This is a genomic window from Streptomyces sp. NPDC002309 (genome assembly GCF_053593375.1).
This window is the reverse complement of the sequence record NZ_JBSFCI010000007.1, coordinates 38,218-58,917: the sequence shown is the minus strand read 5'-3', so window position 1 is coordinate 58,917 and position 20,700 is coordinate 38,218. Positions and strand designations below refer to the sequence as shown.

The following is a 20,700-nucleotide window of genomic DNA, read 5'->3' as shown; positions in this document are numbered from 1 at the left end:
ACGTATGGCAGTGCACGTTATACGTAACACTACGGCGGAAGGCGGGCTCATGGCCGCGGGATACGGGGAGATCCTCAGGGCGGAACACGCCGCGAGGCTGCTGACCGGCACACTCGTGGGCAGACTGCCCAACGCCACCGCCGCGATCGCGATCGTGCTGTTCATCCGCGCCGAGGGCGGCTCGTACAGCCTGGCCGGTGTCCTGGCGGCGGTCTACGGCGTGGCCAACGCGGTGGGCCAGCCCCTGCTGGGGCGGCTGGTCGACCTGTACGGGCAGCCCCGGATCCAGCTGCCCGCCGCGCTGCTCTCGGCGCTCGCCATGGCCGGCTTCGCCTTCAGCGGCACCGGGGCGCTGGCGCTGTCCTACGCGGCCGTCGCCGCCGCCGGGCTCTTCACACCGCCCCTGGAGGGCGGTCTGCGCGCGCTGTGGCCGTCGGTGCTGCGCCGCGACGACCGGATCCACAAGGCGTACGCCATGGACGCGGTGGCCCAGGAGGTCATGTTCACGGTCGGGCCGCTGCTGGTGACGCTGTGCGTGGCCCTGTGGTCGGCGCAGACCGCGCTGCTGGTGCTGAACGTCGTGGGGGTGCTCGGCGCGCTCTCCGTGGTGGTGTCGCCGCCCTCGCGCGCGTGGCGGTCGGCGCCGCGCGAGGCGCACTGGCTGGGCGCGCTGCGTTCACCGGGGCTGCTGGCCCTGCTGGCCGCGTTCCTGTTCGTCGGCGTGGCGCTCGGCTCCATCACGGTCGCCGCGGTGTCGTACGCGGACGGGCGCGGCGGTGACGCGGTGTACGGCTGGCTGATGGCGGCGCTGGGGCTCGGCGCGCTGTTCGGTGGGATCGGTTACGGGGCGCGGGAGTGGGCCGGTTCCCCCGAACGGCGACTGCGGGTGCTGGTGGGGCTTCTGGCGGTCTGTTACCTGCCGCTGACGCTGATGCCCGGGCCGGTCGCGATGACGGCCCTGTCCGCGCTGGCCGGCGTCTTCCTCGCGCCCGCCGTCGCGTGCGCCTTCGTCATCGTCGACCGGCACGCTCCGCGCGGCACCGTCACCGAGGCTTTCTCCTGGCTTGTGACGACGTTCACCGTGGGAGCCTCCGTCGGAACGGGGCTGACAGGACCCGTCGTCGAGTCGGGAGGGGCGCTGTGGGGGTTCGCCGTGCCCGGTGCCGCGGGAGCCGTGTCGCTGCTGGTTCTGCTGGCCACGGGGCGGGTACTCGCAGCTCCCGCCAGGACGGCGGTCGTTGCGGCTTCATCGGAAAATGATCCAAATCGTGCCGCCGAACCCCGTTTCAGTTCAGGGGATCGGGCGTAATGTTCAGTCATGGACCGCCGCATTTTCGGGCTGGAGAACGAGTACGGCGTCACGTGCACGTTCAGGGGACAGCGCCGTCTGTCGCCTGACGAGGTGGCGCGGTACCTCTTCCGCCGTGTCGTGTCATGGGGCCGCAGCAGCAATGTCTTTCTGCGGAACGGCGCCCGCCTCTATCTCGACGTGGGCTCACATCCGGAATACGCGACACCCGAATGTGACAACGTGATCGAGCTGGTCACCCACGACAAGGCCGGCGAGCGCATTCTCGAAGGACTCCTGGTGGACGCCGAACGACGCCTGCACGAGGAAGGAATCGCGGGCGACGTCTACCTCTTCAAGAACAACACCGACTCCGCCGGCAACTCCTACGGCTGCCACGAGAACTATCTGGTGGCCCGCCACGGGGAGTTCTCCCGGCTGGCGGACATCCTCATCCCGTTCCTCGTCACCCGGCAGCTGCTGTGCGGCGCCGGCAAGGTGCTCCAGACGCCCCGCGGCGCCGTGTACTGCGTCAGCCAGCGCGCGGAGCACATCTGGGAGGGCGTCTCGTCGGCGACGACCCGCTCCCGGCCCATCATCAACACCCGCGACGAACCGCACGCGGACGCCGAGCGCTACCGCCGGCTGCACGTCATCGTCGGCGACTCGAACATGTCCGAGACGACCATGTTGCTCAAGGTCGGCGCCACCGACCTGGTGCTGCGCATGATCGAGGCGGGCACGGTGATGCGCGACCTCACCCTGGAGAACCCCATCCGGGCGATCCGCGAGGTCAGCCACGACATAACGGGCCGGCGCAAGGTGCGGCTGGCCAGCGGCCGGGAGGCCTCGGCGCTGGAGGTGCAGCGGGAGTACTTCGAGAAGGCCGTCGACTTCTGCGAGCGGCGCGGTATCCGTACCGGCGTCGTCGAACAGGTGCTGGAGCTGTGGGGCCGTACGCTCGACGCGATCGAGGCCGAGGACCTGGACCGGATCGGCACCGAGATCGACTGGGTCATGAAGTACAAGCTCATCGAGCGGTACCGGGCCAAGCACAACATGACCATGTCGCATCCGCGGGTCGCGCAGATAGACCTCGCCTATCACGACATCCACCGCCGTCGTGGTCTGTACTACCTGCTGGAGAAGAAGGGCCAAGCCACCCGGATCTGCAACGACTTGAAGATCTTCGAAGGCAAGTCGGTGCCGCCGCAGACCACTCGGGCGCGGCTGCGCGGCGACTTCATCCGGCGGGCACAGGAGCAGCGCCGGGACTTCACCGTCGACTGGGTTCACCTCAAGCTCAATGACCAGGCCCAGCGGACGGTGTTGTGCAAGGACCCGTTCCGCTCCGTGGACGACCGGGTGGAGAAGCTGATCGCCGGTATGTGAGTCATGTGTTCCGGGTGAAGCCGGAACGCCACACGGGCGCCGTACGTTTCCCGTACGGCGCCCTTCTCACACCGTAGAGTTGCGCGCACGCCATCAACAAGATCGACCGATTACGAGGCCCCCACCGTGCGCCGACGCTCATTGCTCATCGCCGTTCCCGCTGGACTGGTCACACTCGCCGCCTGCGGCGACGAAGGGTCCGACTCCGGCAAGGCCAGCGACACCGCGTCGCCCTCGGAGCCGGCCTCGCCGTCCGCCGCGCCGGCACCGAAGATCGTCGACGGACCGCTGCCGGCGATCACCGCGGGCACGAAGTTCGGCGAGAAGCCCACGGTGGCCAAGGGCAGTGGTGAGCCGTCGAAGGACCTCGCCGTGAAGACCGTGATCGCGGGCGGCGGCCGCACCGTCGCGGAGAACGACTACGTCGTGGCGAACTACCTGGGCCAGATCTGGTCCACCGCGAAGGTCTTCGACAACTCCTACGACCGTAAGACGCCGCTGCTCATCCAGCTCTCCCAGGGCAGCATCATCGACGGCTGGCGCTACGGTCTCGCGGGCAAGAAGACCGGCAGCCGGGTGGAGATGGCCGTCCCGCCCACCTGGGGCTACGGCGAGCAGGGCAACCCCCAGGCGGGTATCAAGGGCTCGGACACGCTCGTCTTCGTCATCGACATCGAGGACACGTACAACGCGAGCAGCTCCGCCAAGGGCACCGATGTCGCGCAGGACGACGCGGACCTGCCCAAGGTCGGCACCAACACCGACGGCAAGGCTCCCTCGATCGAGATCCCCAAGACCGACGCGCCGACCGAGCTGGTGGCGAACTACGTCATCGAGGGCGACGGCGAGGAACTGAGCGCCGACAGCACCGTGCTCGTGCAGTACAAGGGCGTTCTCTGGGACACCGGCAAGGAGTTCGACTCGTCCTACAGCCGCAAGACGCTGACCTCCTTCTCGCTCCAGCAGGTCGTCAAGGGCTGGGCGCAGGGCCTGACCGGCAAGAAGGTCGGCAGCCGGGTCCTCATCGTCATCCCGCCGGAGCTGGGGTACGGCGACAACCCGCCGCAGGGCAGTGGCATCGAGAAGGACTCGACGCTGGTCTTCTCGGTCGACATCCTCGCGGCGATGTGATCGCGGGGAATGTAAGACTGTGCGTGTTCGCCTTTCCACACACGAGCAGGAGCTGAAGACGTGAGCATCGACAAGCCCGAGATCGACTTCCCGGGCGGCGAGCCCCCGGCGGACCTCGAGATCAAGGACATCTGGGAAGGCGACGGCCCCGTTGCGGAGGCCGGCCAGACGGTCACCGTGCACTACGTCGGTGTCGCCTTCAGCACGGGCGAGGAGTTCGACGCCAGCTGGAACCGCGGTACGCCGTTCCGCTTCCCGCTGGGCGGCGGCCGTGTCATCGCCGGCTGGGACAAGGGCGTGCAGGGCATGAGGGTCGGCGGCCGTCGCCAGCTGACCATCCCGGCCCACCTCGCCTACGGCAACCAGAGCCCGACCCCGGCGATCAAGCCCGGTGAGACCCTGATCTTCGTGGTCGACCTGCTCGGCGTCTGAGCAGGACCGACCGGAGCCGATCACCTGGGGCCCATGCCTGTTCGGGCATGGGCCCTCGGCTTTTGCCACCGCCCCGCGGGGCGGTACGGTCGACGATCGGAAGCACCATAGGGAAGGGCGTCGATGGCCATTGCCAAGGCCGAGCGGCTGATGAACCTGGCGCTGTGTCTGCTGGGAACGCGGCGGCCGCTCAGCAAGCGTGAGCTTCGAGAATCCATCGAGGCGTATCTCGAAGCGGGCAGCGACGACTCCTTCAACCGGATGTTCGAGCGGGACAAGGACGACCTGCGCGAGCTGGGCCTGGTCATCGAGACCGTCGAGAACCTCGACGGCGAGGTCGGTTACCTGGCCCGCCGTGACAGCAACCGTCTCCCGCCCATCACCCTGGACGCCGAGGAGGCCGCCGCCCTCGGCCTGGCCGCCAAGGTCTGGCAGCAGGCCCGGCTCGCGGGCGCGGCCAGCGGCGCCCTGCAGAAGCTGCGTGCCGCCGGCCTCCCCGAGGACGTCGACCCGTACGAGGTCCACGGCGCGCTGGAGCCGCACATCCCCGTGCACGAGGCCGCCTTCGAGCCGCTCATGCTGGCCTGCCGCGACCGCCGCCCGGTCGTCTTCGACTACCGCAAGGCGAGCGCCGCGCAGCCCGAGACCCGGCAGGTGGAGCCGTGGGCGCTGGAGTGCTGGCGCGGGCACTGGTACCTGGCGGGCTGGGACCGTGAGCGCGGAGCCGAGCGGGTCTTCCGGCTGTCCCGGATCACCGGCAAGGTGCGCACCCGCGGCGGTCGCTGCACGGCGCCCGTCCCGGACGTCGTCACCGTCCGCGAGACCGTCGCCGGGTGGGCGGGTGAGACCGCCGACCGCAGCGCCCGCATCCGGCTGCGCTCCGGTGCCGGGTACCCGCTGCGGGCGAAGGCGAGCGCTCTGCGGGAACTCGAGGGTGGCTGGGACGAGTTGGAGATTCCGTACGGCCACGGGCTGGATGCCTGGCTGGTCGAGTTCGGACCGGACGTGGTGGTCCTGGAGCCCGCTGAGCTGCGGGCCGACGTGGTGGACCGGCTGCGTGCCGTGGCCAAGGGCTGAGGGGGAGCGGAAGAAGACAGTGGCCGGCAAACCGATCAGGCCCACGAACGCCATCGACCAGACCCGGCGGATGCTCTCGCTGGTGACCTATCTGCGGGAGCGACCCGGAGCGCGGGTGGAGGACGTCGCCCGCGCCTTCGGCATCACCGAGGACGAGCTGGTCTCCGACCTCGACCTGCTGCCGATGTGCGGCACCAGCTTCCGCGGCGGCGACCTGCTCGACATCGACACCGACGGCGAGCGCATCTGGTGGCACAACCCCGCCGCCCTCGGTGCGGACGCGGCCGAGCCGCTGCGTCTCGCCGCCGACGAGGCGACCGCGCTGCTGGTCGCCGCCCGTGCCGTGTCCACCCTGCCGGGGCTGCGCGAGAGCGACCGGCAGGCGCTGCTGCGTGCCACGGCCAAGGTGGAGACAGCGGCCGGCGAGGCGGCCGGCGCCAGCTCCCGGCTGTCGGTGACCTTCGAGTCCGAGGGCGGTGTCTTCGCCGACGTCGACCGGGCGATCTCGGAGCGCCGCAGGCTGTGGATCCGCTACTACTCACCGGCCCGCGACGAGGTCACCGAGCGCGAGGTCGACCCGATCCGCCTGGTCAGCGTCGGCCACACCTATGTCGAGGGCTGGTGCTACCGCTCGGAGGGCCGCCGTACCTTCCGGCTGGACCGGGTCGCCGAGATCAAGGTCCTCGACGAGCCGTCGGCACCGCCCGAGATCGAGCTGCGGGACCTGTCGGAGGCGCTGGTGCAGCCCGCGGCCGAGGACCCGGAGGTCGTCGTCGAGGTCGGTCCGGGCGGCCGCTGGGTCGCCGAGTACTACCCGCACGACACCGCCGATGAGCTTTTGGACGGCGGGCTGCGTATCACTCTGCGCACGCCCGACCCGGCGTCGCTGCGCCGCCTCGCCCTGCGCCTCGGGCGGGACGGCCGGATCGTCGCCCCGCCGGAGCTGGCCGACAGCGCCCGGCAGGCGGCCCGTGAGGCGCTGGCGGCGTACGACGGGGTCGAGGCGGAGGCTCCCGGGGGCGGGCTCCCGGCCCGTCCGGGCAACCAGGCACACGACAGTCAGGAGCAGGGACTTTGAGCGAGCCGGCGACCGGGGTGCGGGAGATGACGGTGGCGTCCGCGTTCGCGGGGATGAGAGGCGTGGTTCCCGTGGTGTTCAGGGCCGGCTGCCCGGACTGCCGGGGCCGCTTCGAGCTCGCGGCGGGCGCCCTGCGCCTGGCCATCGGCGCCTCGAGCCGTACGACCTTCTACTCCTTCACCTGCCCCGAGTGCGGTGCCTCCGTGCGCAAGCCCGCGGGGGAGCGGGTCGTCGAGCTGCTCACCGGCGGCGGGGTCCGGACCCTGCGGCTGCACTCCGCGCTGTAGCCGCCTGCGCGCACCCTGTGTGCGCGTACCGCCGGGCAGGGCCTAGGCTCGGGGGCATGTTCTGGCCGATGTTCGCGGTAGCCGTGGGTTTCCTGGGAATCGCCGTCCTCGGCGTGCTCGCCGTCCGGGTCTTCCTGGAGACCCAGCGCCTGGGCAGGCAGGTGACGGAGTCCGCGCGCCGCATCGGCCGTGCCGCCGAGGACCTGGAGCGGGCGGCGGCGAGCACGGCGCGGTCGGCGGACGCGCTCTGAACCGCCGCTGACCCGGCCTGACCTGCCCTGACAGGGTCGGTGAATCCTGCGCTCGGTGTCCTTTCGGGTCGCTTCGCCCTGTCACCTTCCCCCCTGCGGCAGGTACGCTGCTGATCACGGCCCGGAGAACGAGGCGCGGGCCGTGGACCGGGAGTACGCATGGGGATTGCCTCACGTTCACCCCTGAGCGTTACGATCGCTGGCAGCACGACCGTTCGGACAGGCGTCCGGCCGGTCGGACAGCCACCCGCCCGCCTCGGTGAGAAGGTAAAGACTTATGGGACGGCTCGGACCTACCGAGATCATTCTGATCCTCGTCGTCATCATTCTGCTGTTCGGCGCGAAGAAGCTTCCGGACATGGCCCGCTCGCTCGGCAAGTCCGCGCGGATCCTCAAGAGCGAGGCGAAGGCGATGAAGGACGACAACAAGTCCTCCGCCCCCGCCGACTCGCCGCACACCACCGATGAGCAGGCTGCCCCGTCTCAGCGCATCATCCAGGCCTCGCCCGGCGACGTGTCCAGCTCCCGCCCGGTCAACGAGCCGACGGACACGACCAAGCGCTGACGCCGGGCCGGTGACCCGCCGGTCCGCCGCACGAGATGGGAACGTGGGTTGCTGAAGCCTGCCCGCAAGAAGGAGAAGGATCCCGAGGGGCGGATGCCCCTCGCGGAGCACCTCCGTGAGCTCCGCAACCGGCTCACGAGGGCTCTGCTGGCCATCCTGGGCGTCACGGTCGTCGCCGCCTTCTTCTACAACGACATCATCAACTTCTTCACCGATCCGATCCTCGACTCGGTCGGTTGCTCCAAGTCGTTCGAGGAGCTGGCCCGGGCAGCCTCCGCCGAGAAGGCCGAGCCGTGCGCGCAGATCACGATCAACGGCCTGCTCGCCCCGTTCACGCTGGCGCTGAAGATCTCCCTGATGGCCGGTGTGGTGCTGGCCTCGCCGGTCTGGCTCTACCAGTTGTGGGCCTTCATCGCCCCCGGTCTGCACCGGCACGAGAGGAAGTACGCGTACGCGTTCGTCGGCACCGGGGCACCGCTCTTCCTCTGTGGCGCCTTCTTCGCCTACAAGGTGCTGCCCACCACCGCCACCGTGCTGATCGAGTTCACCCCGTTCGGTGTGGACAACCTGCTGCCGCTCGACGACCTGCTCGACCTCGTCACGCGCATGGTGATCGTCTTCGGCCTCTCGTTCGAGCTGCCGCTGCTGCTGGTGATGCTGAACTTCAGCGGCGCCATCACCGGCAAGCGGATGCTCGGCTGGTGGCGGGCGATGATCATGGGCATCACGGTGTTCGCCGCGATCGCCACGCCCAGCACCGACCCGCTGACCATGCTGGCGCTGGCCGGGCCGATCTGGGTCCTGTACTTCGGCGCCGTGGCCGTCTCCCTCGTCAACGACCGGCGCAGGAGCCGTCGCGAGGCGCTGGAACCCGACGCCGACGAGGCATCCGACCTGGACCTCACGCCCGAGGCCGTCGGCGAGGTGGAGACCGTCAGCGCGAGCCGTGCCCTGCCCGAGCAGCCGGGCAAGGACCGGATCAACGGCTACGACGACGTGACCTGAGGCAACCGTTGTCACCGCGTGATCCGAGGAACGGCGCGCGGCTCGTAAGGTCACTCCGTGACCAGTGACATCACGCTCTTCGTCAATCCCACCGCGGGCCGCGGCCGGGGCGCCCACGCGGCGCAGCCGGCCGCTGCCGCCTTGCGCGCCGCCGGATTCCCCGTACGCACGGTCACCGGGCGGGACGCCGACGACGCCCTGGCACGCGCGCGTGCCGCCGTCGCCGAGGGCACCGGGGCACTGGTCGCCGTCGGAGGGGACGGCATGGCCCATCTCGCCCTCCAGGCCGTCGCCGGTACGGACACCCCGCTCGGTCTGGTCCCCACGGGCACCGGCAACGACTTCGCCCGCGCCCTCGGGCTGCCCGTGCGCGATCCGGCCGCGGCGGCCCGGCTGATCGCCGAGGGGCTGAAGGGCGACGGGGTGCGGGACATCGACCTCGGCAGGGTCGGCGACCGCTGGTTCGGCACCGTGCTCGCCTCCGGCTTCGACTCGCGCGTCAACGACCGCGGCAACCGGATGCGCCGGTGGGCCGGACGGTTCACGTACGACCTGGCGATGATCGCCGAACTGGCCGCGTTCCGCCCGTTCCCGTACCGGCTGACGCTGGACGACGGCGAGGTCCGGGAGATCGAGGCGACCCTCGTGGCGATCGGCAACGGGTCGTCCTACGGCGGTGGCATGCGGATATGCCCGGACGCCGATCTCACCGACGGGCTGTTCGACATCACGGTGGTCGGCGACTGCAGCCGCGCGACCCTGCTGCGGGTGTTCCCGACGGTCTACCGGGGGCGGCACGTGGACCACCCCAAGGTCACCGTGCACCGGGCGGCCCGGGTCGAGGTCGCGGCGGAGCGGATCACCGGGTACGCCGACGGGGAACCGCTGGGCCCGCTGCCGCTGAGCGTGCGGTGCGTTCCGGGGGCGGTGCGCGTGGTCGGGCGCTGAGCTGCGGCGATCACCGGGTCCACCGCGGCGGATCCGGATAATGATCGTCCTGTTGTCGGTGCGGGCCGGTACGCTCGAAAGCACGATGACTGAGGACCTCTCCCCGGCCGAGCGGTACGTGGCGGCGCGTCGGCGCGCCGCCGAGCAGGCCACAGCGCTCGCGTCCTTCCGCGAGATGTACGACTTCGGCCTCGACCCCTTCCAGATCGAGGCCTGTGAGGCACTCGAGACGGGCAAGGGCGTGCTGGTCGCGGCGCCCACCGGCTCCGGCAAGACGATCGTCGGCGAGTTCGCCGTCCACCTCGCCCTCGAACAGGGCAGGAAGTGCTTCTACACCACGCCCATCAAGGCGCTGTCGAACCAGAAGTACAACGACCTGTGCCGGCGCTACGGCGCCGACAAGGTCGGCCTCCTGACGGGCGACAACAGCGTCAACTCCGACGCCCCGGTGGTCGTGATGACCACCGAGGTGCTGCGGAACATGCTCTACGCGGGCTCGCAGACGTTGCTCGGCCTCGGCTACGTGGTCATGGACGAGGTCCACTACCTCTCCGACCGGTTCCGGGGCGCCGTCTGGGAAGAGGTGATCATCCACCTTCCCGAGTCGGTGACGCTGGTGTCGCTGTCCGCGACCGTGTCCAACGCGGAGGAGTTCGGCGACTGGCTCGACACCGTCCGCGGCGACACCGAGGTGATCGTCTCCGAACACCGGCCCGTGCCGCTGTTCCAGCACGTGCTCGCCGGGCGCCGGATGTACGACCTCTTCGAGGAGGGCGAGGGCCAGCGCAGGGCGGTCAACCCCGACCTCACGCGGATGGCGCGCATGGAGGCGAGCCGGCCGTCGTACCAGGACCGCAGGCGGGGCCGCGCGATGCGCGAGGCCGACCGGGAGCGGGAGCGCAGGCAGCGTTCGCGGATCTGGACGCCGAGCCGCCCCGAGGTCATAGAACGGCTGGACGCGGAGGGGCTGCTGCCCGCGATCACGTTCATCTTCAGCCGTGCCGCGTGCGAGGCCGCCGTCCAGCAGTGCCTGCACGCCGGGCTGCGACTCAACGACGAGGAGGCCCGGGAGCGGGTCCGGGCGCTGGTGGAGGAGCGCACCTCCTCCATCCCGGCCGAGGACCTGCACGTGCTCGGCTACTACGAGTGGCTGGAGGGCCTGGAGCGCGGTATCGCCGCCCACCACGCGGGCATGCTCCCGACCTTCAAGGAGGTCGTCGAGGAACTGTTCGTCCGCGGGCTGGTGAAGGCCGTCTTCGCCACCGAGACGCTGGCCCTGGGTATCAACATGCCCGCCCGGTCGGTGGTGTTGGAGAAGCTCGTCAAATGGAACGGTGAGCAGCACGCCGACATCACCCCGGGCGAGTACACGCAGTTGACGGGGCGTGCGGGGCGGCGCGGCATCGACGTCGAGGGTCACGCCGTGGTGCTGTGGCAGCGGGCGATGAACCCCGACCACCTCGCGGGACTGGCCGGGACGCGCACGTATCCGCTGAAGTCCAGCTTCAAGCCGTCGTACAACATGGCGGTCAACCTGGTCGAGCAGTTCGGGCGGCATCGCTCGCGGGAGCTGCTGGAGACCTCGTTCGCGCAGTTCCAGGCCGACAAGTCGGTCGTGGGCATCTCCCGCCAGGTGCAGCGCAACGAGGAGGGGCTGGAGGGCTACAAGGAGTCGATGACCTGCCACCTCGGGGACTTCGAGGAGTACGCGCGGCTGCGGCGCGAGCTGAAGGACCGCGAGACCGAGTTGGCGCGCCAGGGCGTCTCCGACCGGCGGGCCGAGGCGGCCGTCGCACTGGAGAGGCTGCGGCCGGGCGATGTCATCCATGTGCCGACCGGGAAGTACGCCGGACTGGCGCTGGTGCTGGATCCCGGGCTGCCGGCCGGCCGGTCCAACGGCCACCGGGGTTTCGAGCACAACGACGGGCCGCGGCCCCTGGTGCTGACGTCGGAGCGGCAGGTCAAGCGTCTGGCGTCGATCGACTTCCCGGTGCCGGTCGAGGCGCTGGAGCGGATGCGGATCCCGAAGTCCTTCAATCCGCGCTCGCCGCAGTCGCGGCGGGATCTGGCGTCGGCGTTGCGCAGCAAGGCCGGTCACATCGCGCCCGAGCGGCAGCGCAAGCGGCGTTCGCAGGCCGCGGACGACCGGGAGATCGCGCGGCTGCGGGCGGCGCTGCGGGCCCATCCGTGTCACGGGTGCAACGACCGTGAGGACCATGCCCGCTGGGCGGAGCGCTACCACCGGCTGATGCGGGACACCTCGCAGCTGGAGCGGCGCATCGAGGGACGCACGAACACGATCGCCCGGACGTTCGACCGGATCGTCGCGCTGCTGACCGAGCTTGACTATCTGCGCGACGACGAGGTCACCGAGCACGGCAAGCGGCTGGCGCGGCTCTACGGCGAGCTGGACCTGCTCGCCAGCGAGTGTCTGCGCGAGGGGGTCTGGGAAGGGCTGGCTCCGGCGGAACTGGCCGCGTGCGTCTCGGCGTTGGTGTTCGAGGCGCGGGCCGGTGACGACGCGATGGCGCCCAAGCTGCCGTCGGGCGCCGCGAAGGCCGCGCTCGGCGAGATGGTGCGGATCTGGGGGCGGCTGGACGCGCTGGAGGAGGACTTCCGGATCACGCAGACCGAGGGGGTCGGCCAGCGGGAGCCGGACCTCGGCTTCGCCTGGGCCGCCTACATGTGGGCCTCCGGGAAGGGGCTCGACGAGGTGCTGCGCGAGGCGGAGATGCCGGCGGGCGACTTCGTGCGGTGGTGCAAGCAGGTCATCGACGTGCTGGGGCAGATCAGCGCGGCGGCGCCGCAGGGGTCGACCGTGGTGAAGAACGCGCGCAAGGCCGTCGAAGGGCTGCTGCGGGGAGTGGTCGCCTACTCGTCGGTGGGGTGATGTGACACCGGGCGGGTGCGGGGTGTGCCGGGGAGCCCGGCACCCCGCCCCGCTCCTGAGGCGGCGGACCGCCCTTCGACCCCTCACGATGAGGGGTTTTCGTATGCCCGTACGCCACTACACACCGTGTTCGTATGTGATCTCAGCGTGTAAATGGGGCTGAGCGTACTCCTGTCGCATGCCCCGTTTCAGGCGCTTGCCGAATATGACACGGCGATGATCCGGTCGGACTAAGCTCGCCCGCAGCGCACCAGGTTGCGGTGTATTCGTGCGCTTGTTCCCAAAAATCCTGATGATCCCAACAGTCCCATGACGCATACCCCCACAAGCTCCTCAGACTCCCCGCCGACTGCTTTCAGAGGGCCCACATGGTGAGTGTTCAATCCCCACCCGCACGCCGTGAACTTCCCTACGCGCGCGTGCTGTTGCTCCCGGCGATACTGATGGCCGCGGCGACCGGAGCCGCCGTCGCGCTGGTGACGCCCTCGGCCCGGACCGCGGTCGCCGTGTGCGGCATCGTCGCGACACTGCTGGTGATCGCCGCGGCGGCCGAGGCGGCGCGCCGCGGTCGCGCGCTGCGGGACGCGCAGGCCGAGCACGCCCGTCACAGCGCGTCGCTGGAGCGGCGTATCGCCGCCCACCACGAGGACTGGGCCCGCTTCGGCGAGGAGGTCGTGCCCACCGCGCTGCGGCGGATGGCGGGCGGTGTCTCCGCCGTCGAGGTGATCCGCCAGCTGAGCCTGGTCGACCCGGTCTTCCGGGAGATGCCCGACCCGCAGCGCCAGTTGCTGAAGAAGCTGATGCGCATCGTCGACCACGAGGAGGCCATGCGCGACTCGGCGGCGGCCTCGTTCGTCAGCGTCGCCCGGCGTGTCCAGGCGATCGTCCACCAACAGGCCAACGAACTGCGGGAGATGGAGGAGGACCACGGCCGCAACCCCGAGGTCTTCGACGACCTCCTGCGCATCGACCACGGCAACGCGCTGATCGGCCGCCTCGCCGACTCCATCTCCGTCCTCGGCGGCGGCCGTCCGGGACGGCAGTGGCCCCTGCCGGTGTCCCTCTACAGCACGCTGCGCGGCGCGATGTCGCGCATCCTGGAGTACCGGCGCATCAAGCTCGACAACATCTGCCGCATCAGCGTCAAGGGCATCCATGTCGAGCCGGTCATCCACGCCTGCGCCGAGCTCTTCGACAACGCCACCCGCTACTCGCCGCCCCACACCGACGTGCACGTCACGGCCGTTCAGGTGCAGACCGGCATCGCCATCGAGATCGAGGACGCCGGCGTCAGCTTCAGCGAGGAGGCCCGCGCGCGCATCGAGGGCATGCTGGAGCGGGCCAAGGCGGGCGTCGACCTCCAGGACCTCGGAGACGCCGCGCGTCTCGGCCTCGCCGTGGTGGGCCGCCTGTGCCGGACGTACAACATGCAGGTCGCGCTGCGCTCCTCGGCCTACGGCGGAGTACGGGCCGTGGTCATCGTGCCCAGCAACATGCTGACCGACGAGCCCGGTGTCGGACTCGCCCACGGTATCGGCGCCACCTCCGTGCCCACCGTCTCGCCGGACGCGCTGGAAGGCCCCAAGCGGCCACCGAAGCGGCGTCGGCCGACCAGCCCGAAGATCCCCGCCTCGGTCTCCATGGAGGACGACGTCCCGGTCGTCACCGAGTGGACCGCGGGCGGCCTGCCGCAGCGCCGCAGCCGGGTGAAGACCCCGCTGAGCCAGCGGATCGCCGAGCAGTACGCCGCCGAGCGGGCCGAACGCGAGGCCGCGGAGCGGGAGGGACGTGAACCCCGGCCGGTCTGGGGCGCCCCCGAGCCCAAGCCCGAGAACAAGGACCAGCCGCCGCCCGGAATGTGGGTCGAGGCGTTCATGGAGGGGCTCAAGCGACCGACGCCGCCCTCGTCCACCCAGCCGACCGACGAGCCGGCCCGTGCCCGGGCCGACGACGAGAGGGACCCCAACTGATGGCGTACCGAGCGAACTTCGACTGGATGCTGCAGGACCTCGCCAAGGGCGTACCGGGCATTCAGATGATCGTGGTGCTCTCCGCCGACGGACTGCGCATCGCCCGCCACGGCGGTGACCCGGACACCGCCGACCGGGTGGCCGCGGCCTGCGCCGGACTGCAGAGCCTGGCGAGCGCCGTGGCCGACGAGATCCCGACCAGCGACGGCCAGATGCGCATGGTCCTCATCGAGGTCAACGGCGGCTACTTCTACCTGATGGCCGCGGGACCCAACGCCTATCTCGCGGTGCTGTCCAACATCGTCGCCGAACCCGGTCTGATGAGCGCCCAGATGCGCGACCTGGTCGACCGGATCGGCCCCCACCTGACGAGCCCGCCGCGGCGCAACGGGAAGGCCGTATGACTCCCCCGAAACGCAAGCGGCGCGCTCCGCGGCAGGAGCCCCCGCCGCAGCTCTCCGACCAGGAGGCCGGCGCGGGCGGCGACGGCACGGACGGCCCGGAGGGCAAGGACGGCAAGCCCTCCAACCCCGAGCGCCTGTTCGTGATCGGTGAGGTGGACGGCGACCGCGCGGAACTCGACCTGGTCACCCTGATCGTGGCACGCGCCGAGCCGAAGCCGTCCACCAGCCCGGAACAGGCGGCCGTCCTGCGGCTGTGCTCCGCCCCGCTCTCCGTGGCCGAGTTGTCGGCCTACCTCAGTCTGCCGTTCAGCGTGATCACCGTGCTGCTCACCCAGATGCTGACGGCCGAACTCGTACAGGCGCGCGCCCCGGTCTTCCGCCAGGCGCTCCCGGACCGTTCCATCCTCGAAGCGGTGATGCATGGACTTCAAAAGCTCTGAGACCATCCCGGGCCCTCGTGCCGAGGACCATCTCCCGCACTCGGCACAGGCCGCGGTGAAGATCGTCATCGTGGGCGGCTTCGGTGTCGGCAAGACCACCATGGTCGGCTCGGTCAGCGAGATCAAACCGCTGACCACCGAGGAGACCATGACGCAGGCAGGCGTCGGTGTCGACGACGACTACGGCTCCGACTCCAAGACGGCCACCACCGTCGCGATGGACTTCGGCCGCATCAGCATCACGGACCAGCTGGTGCTGTACCTCTTCGGCACGCCCGGTCAGGAACGCTTCTGGTTCCTGTGGAACGGGCTGTTCGAGGGCGCGCTGGGCGCGGTGGTCCTCGTCGACACCCGCCGGCTGGAGGTCAGCTTCGACGTCATGGGACGGCTGGAGGAGTGCGGCGTGCCGTTCGTGGTCGCCGTCAACACCTTCCCGGACGGCCCGCGCCACCCCCTCCCGGAGCTGCGCGCGGCGCTCGACCTGCCCGAGGAGATCCCGATCCTGGAGTGCGACGCCCGCCGCCGCGCCTCCAGCAAGGAGGTCCTCATGACGCTGATGCGGTTCCTGCACTCGCTCGCCATGACGGGACAGCTGACCTGACCCGCCCGCACCGCCGCAGCCCCCCTGCCCAGACAACGGCCCCCCCACAGTTCCCGAAAGCGACTCGCTGTGACGCCTGAATCCCGCTCCACCACAGACACGGACGACCTCGGCATCAGCCCGCCCCCCGGCTGCCCGGCGCACGACCTCGGCCCCGGCGGACTGCACCGGCTCTACGGCCCCGACGCGCGTGACCTGGGCGCCCTGTACGAGAAACTCCGCGCCGAGCACGGCGCGGTGGCACCCGTCCTCCTCCACGACGACGTACCGATGTGGGTGGTCCTCGGTCACGCCGAGAACCTGCACATGGTGCGCTCGCCCACGCAGTTCACCCGGGACAGCCGCGTCTGGAGCCCGCTGCTGGAGGGCATGGTCAAGCCCGACCACCCGCTCATGCCGCACATCGCCTGGCAGCCCATCTGCTCGCACGCCGAGGGCGACGAGCACCTCCGGCTGCGCGGCGCGGTCACCGGCGCCGTCTCCACCATCGACTTCCGCAGCCTGCGCCGGCACATCACCCGCTACACCCAGATCCTCGTCAACCGGTTCTGCGAGGAGGGGGAGGCGGACCTGGTCGGCCAGTACGCCGACCATCTGCCGATGGCCGTGATGTGCGAGATCCTCGGCATGCCGGACGAGTACGGGGACCGGATCGTGCACGCCGCCCGCGACATGCTCAGGGGCACCGAGACCGCGATCGCCAGCAACCAGTACATCGTGGACGCCCTCGGACGGCTCGCCGCCCAGCGCCGCGCCCAGCCCGAGGACGACTTCACCAGCCACCTGGTGACCCACCCGGCCGGCCTCACCGACGACGAGGTCCGCGAGCATCTGCGGGTCGTGCTCATCGCCGCCTACGAGGCCACCGCCAACCTGTTGGCCAACGTGCTGCGCGTGGTGCTCACCGACCCGCGCTTCCGGGCCCAGCTCAACGGCGGGCAGATGACCGTGCCCGAGGCGGTCGAGCAGTCCCTGTGGGACGAGCCGCCGTTCAGCGCGGTCTTCGCCTACTTCGCCAAGCAGGAGACGGAGCTGGGCGGGCAGCGGATCCGCAAGGGCGACGGGCTGCTGTTCGCTCCGGCACCGGGCAACGTCGATCCGAGGGTGCGGCCCGACCTGACGGCCAACATGCAGGGCAACCGCTCCCACCTCGCCTTCGGCGGCGGCCCGCACGAGTGCCCCGGCCAGGACATCGGCCGCGCGATCGCCGACATCGGTGTGGACGCCCTGCTGATGAGGATGCCCGATGTCGAACTCGACTGCGACGAGGAGGACCTGCACTGGTCCGAGTCGATCTCCTCACGCCATCTGGTGGGGCTGCCGGTGCGGTTCGAACCCGCGCCGCGGCAGGAGGTGATGGAGAAGCCCGGCCTCCAGCCGGTGCACCGCCCGCGCGCCGACTGGCAGTTGGGCACCCCGGCTCCCGAACCGGGGCCCGCCGCGGCGCCCGTGGCGGCCCCCGGCGAGCCGGTGGCCACCGTCGGCGCGGCGTCCGGGGCGCCTCCGCGACCCGAGACCGTCGGGGCACCGGACGGCACCCGGAGGCCGGGGGCCTGGCAGCGTTTCCTGCGCTGGTGGCGCGGCTACTGACCGGTCAGCGAGGAGTGGCCGGTCAGCGAGGAGTGGCCGGTCACCCGGCCGCTCCGGTCCGCCACCGACCGGCCGACTCCGGGCTCCCGGACCAGGCCGCCAGTGTCCGCCCGCTACGGAAGGCGTGCGTCAGCCCCGTGACCGGGTCGGTGAACTCCAGCTCCCGCGCCAGCAGTTGCAGCGGGCGACGGAAGTCACCGGCCGGCACGGGATCGGTCACCACCGGATACAGGGGATCGCCGAGGATCGGCACGCCCAGCGCGTTCATGTGCACCCGCAGCTGATGGGTCTGTCCGGTGCCGGGCACCAGCCGGTACCGGGCGAGATCCGCGCGGTGCTCGAGCAGTTCGACACGGCTCACCGCGTTCGGCTCGCCCTCGACCTCCCGGGCGGTCAGCGTCCCCCGCTCCTTGACGATCCGGCTGCGCAGGGTCCGGGGCAGTGCGAGTGCCGGATCATACGGCGCCACCGCCTCGTACACCTTGTGCACCCGCCGGTCCTGGAACAGCCCCTGGTACGCCCCACGTTCCCCGGGGCGCACCGTGAACAGCACCAGCCCGGCGGTGAGCCGGTCCAGCCGGTGCGCGGCGCTGAGCGTGGAGATCCCCAGTTCCCGGCGGAGCCGGGCGAGCGCGGTCTCGGTGACGTGGCTTCCGCGCGGGGTGGTGGCGAGGAAGTGCGGTTTGTCGGCGACGACGATGTGCTCGTCGCGGTAGGCGACCTCCAGCGGGAACGGCACCCGCACCTCGGCGGGAAGTTCCCGGTGGAACCACACGAACATCCCCGGCTCGTACGCCGCGTCCGGTGCCACCGACGTGCCGTCGGCCGCGACGACCAGCCCCGCCGCGAACATCCCGTCGACGACACCGGCTCCGGCGCCCGAGAGCCGCTCGACCAGATGCTCGCGCACGGTCGCCCATGCCCCGTCGAAGGGCAGCCGGACCCGCACCGGGTCCACCCCGTCACGCTGCGGCAACGGGGAGGGCGGAACGCGGGTCCTGCGTGTCATAGCTGTTCAGCCTAGGCGCTCGGGCGAGGGCGGCCGCCCGGAAGGCGTGTTCGGTGAACGCCGGAGCGGCGACGGCTCTCCGGGTGCGGCCGCCTCATGAAGGTGCGTGCGCGGTGGACGTGTGCGTCCTCGGCGACGGTGTGCCCATGCCGCAGAAGTGTTCCTTCGCCGGTGAAGGTGTGCCCGCGCCGCAGATGTGTTTCTCCGCCGGTGAAGGCGTGCCCGCGCCGCAGATGTGTTTCTCCGCCGGTGAAGGCGTGCCCGCGCCGCAGAAGTGTTCCTCCGCCGGTGAAGGCGTGGCCATGCAGCAGATGTGTCTTTCCGCGGCGAGCGGATGCCGGCGTACGTCTACGCGGCCGAGACCGCGGCCGCCGCCGTCTCCTGCTCCGCCTCGATCCGGGCGTTCCACTCCGGCTTCGACGCCTGCCAGCCGTCCTCGTTGTGGCCGAGGCGCCAGTAGCCGGAGATGGACAGGTCCTCGCGCGGCACCTGGCGCTCCAGGCGCAGCATCGCGCGCAGTTCCTTCACGAAGGCCGCCTCGCCGTGCACGAACGCGTGCATCCGGCCCTCCGGGCAGTCCAGTGTCCGTACCGCGTCGACCAGCAGTTCGCCGACGGGGCGGTCGCCGCGGTGCAGCCAGACGACCTCCACGTCGGAGTCGATCTTCTGCTCCTCCTCGGGCCCGGAGATCTCCACGAAGGCCCGGACGTCGGCGCCGCCGGGGAGCGACTCCAGGGCGGCGGCGATCGCGGGCAGCGCGCTCTCGTCCCCGGCGAGCAGGTGCCAGTCGGCGGTCAGGTCGGGCGCGTAGGCGCCGCCGGGGCCGAGGAAGCGCAGGGTGTCACCCGGCCGGGCGTGCACCGCCCAGGGGCCGGCCAGACCCTCGTCGCCGTGGAGCACGAAGTCCATGGTCAGTTCGCGCACTTCGGGGTCCCAGGAGCGCACGGTGTACGTCCGGGTGACCGGCCACTGGTCGCGGGGGAAGTCCTCACGGATCCGCTGCAGGTCGAAGGGCTCCGGATAGGTGGCGCCGCCGCTCGGGAAGAGCAGCTTCACATAGTGATCGGTGCACGAACCCGCCTCGAACCCGGCGAGACCGTCGCCGCCGAGCACCACTCGCTGCATGTGCGGGGTCAGCCGCTCGGTGCGGACCACCTGGGCGGAGTGGACCTTGCGCGGCTGGCGGGCCGGACGATCTGCCATGACGGCCTCCCTGATCCGAATAACTTAGGCTTACCTAAGCTAGCATCCCCGCCCCGTCGATGCCTCTCAGCTGTTCGAGTGCGTCTCTCAGATGTTCAAGTCTATGAGGCCGAATGTCGGAATCATCACGATTCGAGCGTGGTGAGGAGGCGCTGCAGCGCGCCGCCCAGCCCCCAGCGCGCCGACAACGCCTCCAGCGCCGCCGGATCGCGCGGTGTGCGCGGCACCGCCGTCCCGACGTCCGGCAGCGGCACGTCGGACGCCACCCGGACGACCGTAGGCGCCACCGCGAGGTAGGGCCGCGACTCGTCCAGCCGCTTGCGCTGCGTGGGCGTCAGCTTCGCCTGCCGGTCGTCGACCGCGGCCAGGATTCCGGCCAGGTCGCCGAACTCCGCCAGCAGCTTCGCGGCGGTCTTCTCGCCGATGCCCGGCACGCCCGGAAGTCCGTCGCTCGGGTCGCCGCGCAGCAGGGCCAGGTCCGCGTACCCGCCGCCGTCGACGCCGTACTTCTCGCGCAGCCACGCCTCGTCCGTGAGCTGGAGGGTGCCCACGCCTTTCAGCGGGTACAGCACGCGCACGCCGCGCGCGTCGTCCACCAGCTGGTAGAGGTCGCGGTCGCCGGTCACGATGTCGACCGGGCCCGTGGCCCGCGCGGTGAACGTGCCGATGACGTCGTCCGCCTCGTACCCCTCGACCCCGACGCGCGCGATGCCGAGCGCGTCCAGGACCGCCTCGATCACCGGCACCTGCGGTGACAGCGTGTCCGGCACCTGCTCCTCGTCCGGTCCGCCCTCGTGCTCCTCGGCGACCCGGTGCGCCTTGTACGAGGGGATCAGGTCGACCCGCCACTGCGGACGCCAGTCGGCGTCCATGCACGCCACCAGGTGCGTGGGCCGGTGGTCCCTGACGAGCCGCTCGATGAAGTCGAGCAGTCCGCGTACGGCGTTCACGGGAGTGCCGTCCGGTGCCCTCACCGAGTCCGGTACGCCGAAGTAGGCGCGGAAGTAGAGCGAGGCGGTGTCGAGGAGCATCAGTCGTCCGGTCACGTCCGCATCATGCCGTACCCCACCGACAGTCACCCCGTCATGACCGGGGCGTGGCAGTCGTGAACCCCCTGTGAAGCCGATCACGGTCGTGTT

At 70.8% G+C, this 20,700-nt stretch carries 20 protein-coding genes; 17 read left to right on the top strand and 3 right to left on the bottom strand.

What is annotated here, in order from left to right:
- Positions 1-49 precede the first annotated feature (49 nt).
- The 17 genes from ACWCPM_RS08275 (at position 50) to ACWCPM_RS08195 (ending at position 17,349) form a co-directional block, all read left to right on the top strand.
- A complete protein-coding gene (locus tag ACWCPM_RS08275; protein WP_450975320.1) occupies positions 50-1,309 on the top strand; it encodes an MFS transporter in 1,260 nt (419 codons plus the stop codon).
- 9 nt (positions 1,310-1,318) lie between these two features.
- Positions 1,319-2,680, top strand: a complete 1,362-nt coding sequence (gene pafA / locus ACWCPM_RS08270; RefSeq protein WP_450975319.1) for a Pup--protein ligase — start codon at positions 1,319-1,321, stop codon at positions 2,678-2,680.
- Between the two features lie 126 nt (positions 2,681-2,806).
- The gene (locus tag ACWCPM_RS08265) at positions 2,807-3,811 is read left to right on the top strand and encodes an FKBP-type peptidyl-prolyl cis-trans isomerase (protein ID WP_450975318.1); all 1,005 of its coding nucleotides are present in this window, start codon (positions 2,807-2,809) and stop codon (positions 3,809-3,811) included.
- A gap of 60 nt (positions 3,812-3,871) precedes the next feature.
- Entirely contained in the window at positions 3,872-4,243 is a 372-nt protein-coding gene (locus tag ACWCPM_RS08260) for an FKBP-type peptidyl-prolyl cis-trans isomerase (RefSeq protein WP_450975317.1), read from the top strand.
- A 123-nt stretch (positions 4,244-4,366) separates the two neighbouring features.
- Positions 4,367-5,320, top strand: a complete 954-nt coding sequence (locus ACWCPM_RS08255; RefSeq protein ID WP_450975316.1) for a helix-turn-helix transcriptional regulator — start codon at positions 4,367-4,369, stop codon at positions 5,318-5,320.
- A gap of 19 nt (positions 5,321-5,339) precedes the next feature.
- Positions 5,340-6,398 (top strand): helix-turn-helix transcriptional regulator, encoded by a 1,059-nt coding sequence (locus ACWCPM_RS08250; RefSeq protein ID WP_450975315.1) that lies wholly within the window; start codon positions 5,340-5,342, stop codon positions 6,396-6,398.
- 26 nt (positions 6,399-6,424) lie between these two features.
- On the top strand, positions 6,425-6,685 hold the full coding sequence (locus ACWCPM_RS08245) for a hypothetical protein (protein ID WP_450975459.1): 261 nt from the start codon (positions 6,425-6,427) through the stop codon (positions 6,683-6,685).
- A 56-nt stretch (positions 6,686-6,741) separates the two neighbouring features.
- Positions 6,742-6,936 (top strand): hypothetical protein, encoded by a 195-nt coding sequence (locus ACWCPM_RS08240; RefSeq protein ID WP_450975314.1) that lies wholly within the window; start codon positions 6,742-6,744, stop codon positions 6,934-6,936.
- Between the two features lie 277 nt (positions 6,937-7,213).
- Positions 7,214-7,501 (top strand): Sec-independent protein translocase subunit TatA, encoded by a 288-nt coding sequence (tatA, locus tag ACWCPM_RS08235; protein WP_450975313.1) that lies wholly within the window; start codon positions 7,214-7,216, stop codon positions 7,499-7,501.
- A gap of 48 nt (positions 7,502-7,549) precedes the next feature.
- A complete protein-coding gene (gene tatC / locus ACWCPM_RS08230) occupies positions 7,550-8,506 on the top strand; it encodes a twin-arginine translocase subunit TatC (RefSeq protein ID WP_450975312.1) in 957 nt (318 codons plus the stop codon).
- Positions 8,507-8,563: 57 nt separating this feature from the next.
- Entirely contained in the window at positions 8,564-9,454 is an 891-nt protein-coding gene (locus tag ACWCPM_RS08225; RefSeq protein WP_450975311.1) for a diacylglycerol kinase, read from the top strand.
- A 40-nt stretch (positions 9,455-9,494) separates the two neighbouring features.
- Positions 9,495-12,344 (top strand): DEAD/DEAH box helicase, encoded by a 2,850-nt coding sequence (locus ACWCPM_RS08220; RefSeq protein WP_450975310.1) that lies wholly within the window; start codon positions 9,495-9,497, stop codon positions 12,342-12,344.
- Positions 12,345-12,712: 368 nt separating this feature from the next.
- Entirely contained in the window at positions 12,713-14,314 is a 1,602-nt protein-coding gene (locus tag ACWCPM_RS08215) for a sensor histidine kinase (RefSeq protein ID WP_450975309.1), read from the top strand.
- Complete coding sequence (locus tag ACWCPM_RS08210) at positions 14,311-14,718, top strand: roadblock/LC7 domain-containing protein (RefSeq protein ID WP_189699588.1); 408 nt, start codon at positions 14,311-14,313, stop codon at positions 14,716-14,718. Before ACWCPM_RS08215 ends, ACWCPM_RS08210 begins: the two co-directional genes overlap by 4 nt.
- Positions 14,715-15,158, top strand: coding sequence for a DUF742 domain-containing protein (locus ACWCPM_RS08205; protein WP_450975308.1), 444 nt, complete (start codon positions 14,715-14,717; stop codon positions 15,156-15,158). Before ACWCPM_RS08210 ends, ACWCPM_RS08205 begins: the two co-directional genes overlap by 4 nt.
- Positions 15,139-15,759: a GTP-binding protein gene (locus ACWCPM_RS08200; RefSeq protein WP_450975307.1), complete on the top strand. Its 621-nt coding sequence runs from the start codon at positions 15,139-15,141 to the stop codon at positions 15,757-15,759. Before ACWCPM_RS08205 ends, ACWCPM_RS08200 begins: the two co-directional genes overlap by 20 nt.
- A 69-nt stretch (positions 15,760-15,828) precedes the next feature.
- The gene (locus tag ACWCPM_RS08195) at positions 15,829-17,349 is read left to right on the top strand and encodes a cytochrome P450 (protein WP_450975306.1); all 1,521 of its coding nucleotides are present in this window, start codon (positions 15,829-15,831) and stop codon (positions 17,347-17,349) included.
- Positions 17,350-17,389: 40 nt separating this feature from the next.
- Here ACWCPM_RS08195 and ACWCPM_RS08190 read toward each other — a convergent pair whose 3' ends face one another.
- From ACWCPM_RS08190 to ACWCPM_RS08180, 3 genes are all read right to left on the bottom strand, one after another.
- Entirely contained in the window at positions 17,390-18,358 is a 969-nt protein-coding gene (locus ACWCPM_RS08190; RefSeq protein ID WP_450975305.1) for an RluA family pseudouridine synthase, read from the bottom strand.
- A 348-nt stretch (positions 18,359-18,706) separates the two neighbouring features.
- Positions 18,707-19,561, bottom strand: a complete 855-nt coding sequence (locus ACWCPM_RS08185) for a siderophore-interacting protein (protein WP_450975304.1) — start codon at positions 19,559-19,561, stop codon at positions 18,707-18,709.
- Between the two features lie 125 nt (positions 19,562-19,686).
- Positions 19,687-20,607, bottom strand: coding sequence for a 5'-3' exonuclease (locus ACWCPM_RS08180; protein ID WP_450975303.1), 921 nt, complete (start codon positions 20,605-20,607; stop codon positions 19,687-19,689).
- Positions 20,608-20,700 lie beyond the last annotated feature (93 nt).

Bases quoted from the DNA above. Each gene is read 5' to 3' on its own strand.
- ACWCPM_RS08275 (WP_450975320.1), top strand. From the start codon at position 50: ATGGCCGCGGGATACGGGGAGATCCTCAGGGCGGAACACGCCGCGAGG.
- pafA (WP_450975319.1), top strand. From the start codon at position 1,319: ATGGACCGCCGCATTTTCGGGCTGGAGAACGAGTACGGCGTCACGTGC.
- ACWCPM_RS08255 (WP_450975316.1), top strand. From the start codon at position 4,367: ATGGCCATTGCCAAGGCCGAGCGGCTGATGAACCTGGCGCTGTGTCTG.
- ACWCPM_RS08245 (WP_450975459.1), top strand. From the start codon at position 6,425: ATGACGGTGGCGTCCGCGTTCGCGGGGATGAGAGGCGTGGTTCCCGTG.
- ACWCPM_RS08240 (WP_450975314.1), top strand. From the start codon at position 6,742: ATGTTCTGGCCGATGTTCGCGGTAGCCGTGGGTTTCCTGGGAATCGCC.
- tatA (WP_450975313.1), top strand. From the start codon at position 7,214: ATGGGACGGCTCGGACCTACCGAGATCATTCTGATCCTCGTCGTCATC.
- ACWCPM_RS08220 (WP_450975310.1), top strand. From the start codon at position 9,495: ATGATCGTCCTGTTGTCGGTGCGGGCCGGTACGCTCGAAAGCACGATG.
- ACWCPM_RS08215 (WP_450975309.1), top strand. From the start codon at position 12,713: ATGGTGAGTGTTCAATCCCCACCCGCACGCCGTGAACTTCCCTACGCG.
- ACWCPM_RS08205 (WP_450975308.1), top strand. From the start codon at position 14,715: ATGACTCCCCCGAAACGCAAGCGGCGCGCTCCGCGGCAGGAGCCCCCG.
- ACWCPM_RS08200 (WP_450975307.1), top strand. From the start codon at position 15,139: ATGGACTTCAAAAGCTCTGAGACCATCCCGGGCCCTCGTGCCGAGGAC.
- ACWCPM_RS08190 (WP_450975305.1), bottom strand. From the start codon at position 18,358: ATGACACGCAGGACCCGCGTTCCGCCCTCCCCGTTGCCGCAGCGTGAC.
- ACWCPM_RS08185 (WP_450975304.1), bottom strand. From the start codon at position 19,561: ATGGCAGATCGTCCGGCCCGCCAGCCGCGCAAGGTCCACTCCGCCCAG.